Origin of the sequence: Roseomonas chloroacetimidivorans (assembly GCF_049629625.1) — a bacterium.
Classification (GTDB): domain Bacteria; phylum Pseudomonadota; class Alphaproteobacteria; order Acetobacterales; family Acetobacteraceae; genus Roseomonas; species Roseomonas chloroacetimidivorans.
On sequence record NZ_JBNBZS010000315.1, the window covers coordinates 1 to 664 of the forward strand.

General features: G+C 69.0%; 1 pseudogene. It reads left to right on the top strand.

The window, feature by feature from the left end:
- Positions 1 to 664: pseudogene (locus ACO1BU_RS37685) on the top strand (hypothetical protein); the annotation flags it as partial.

The following is a 664-nucleotide window of genomic DNA, read 5'->3' on the forward strand; positions in this document are numbered from 1 at the left end:
AAATGGGCCAAGCCGGACACGTTCGGCGCGATCGGCCGCGCCCCCACGGGCCGCGACCGGAACGGCAAGCTGCGGATGCATACCCAGTGCGGCCTGCTGATGCACTCCAGCCTCGTCGTCACGCCCGAGGGGCTACCCCTCGGGCTGGCCGCAGCCAAGCTCTGGACACGGTCCAAGTTCAAGGGGGCCAACGCGCTAAAGCGGCACATCAACCCAACGCGCGTGCCGATCGAGGAGAAAGAGAGCATGCGCTGGCTCGCCGGTCTGGAGGCCGCCACGGGGCTGCTCGGCTCGCCCGACCGGCTGGTGCATGTCGGTGACCGAGAGAACGACATCTTCGAGTTCTTCTGCGCCGCCCGCACGCTCGGCACCCACTTCCTCGTCCGCACCTGCGTGGACCGCTTGGCGCTCGACGGCAAGCGCACGGTCGCCGCAGTGATGGCGGGAGTGCCGCCAGCCGGTGTCCACAGGATTGAGGTAACGGGTGAGGATGGCACCGTCAGCACGGCTGAGCTGGAGCTGCGCTTCGCGCGCGTCCGCGTGCTGCCGCCCATCGGCAAGCAGAAGCGCTACCCCGCACTCGACCTCACCATTCTCCATGCCCGTGAGACGAGCGAGCCGGTGGGTCGCGCCCGGCTTGAGTGGAAGCTCGCCACCGACCTGG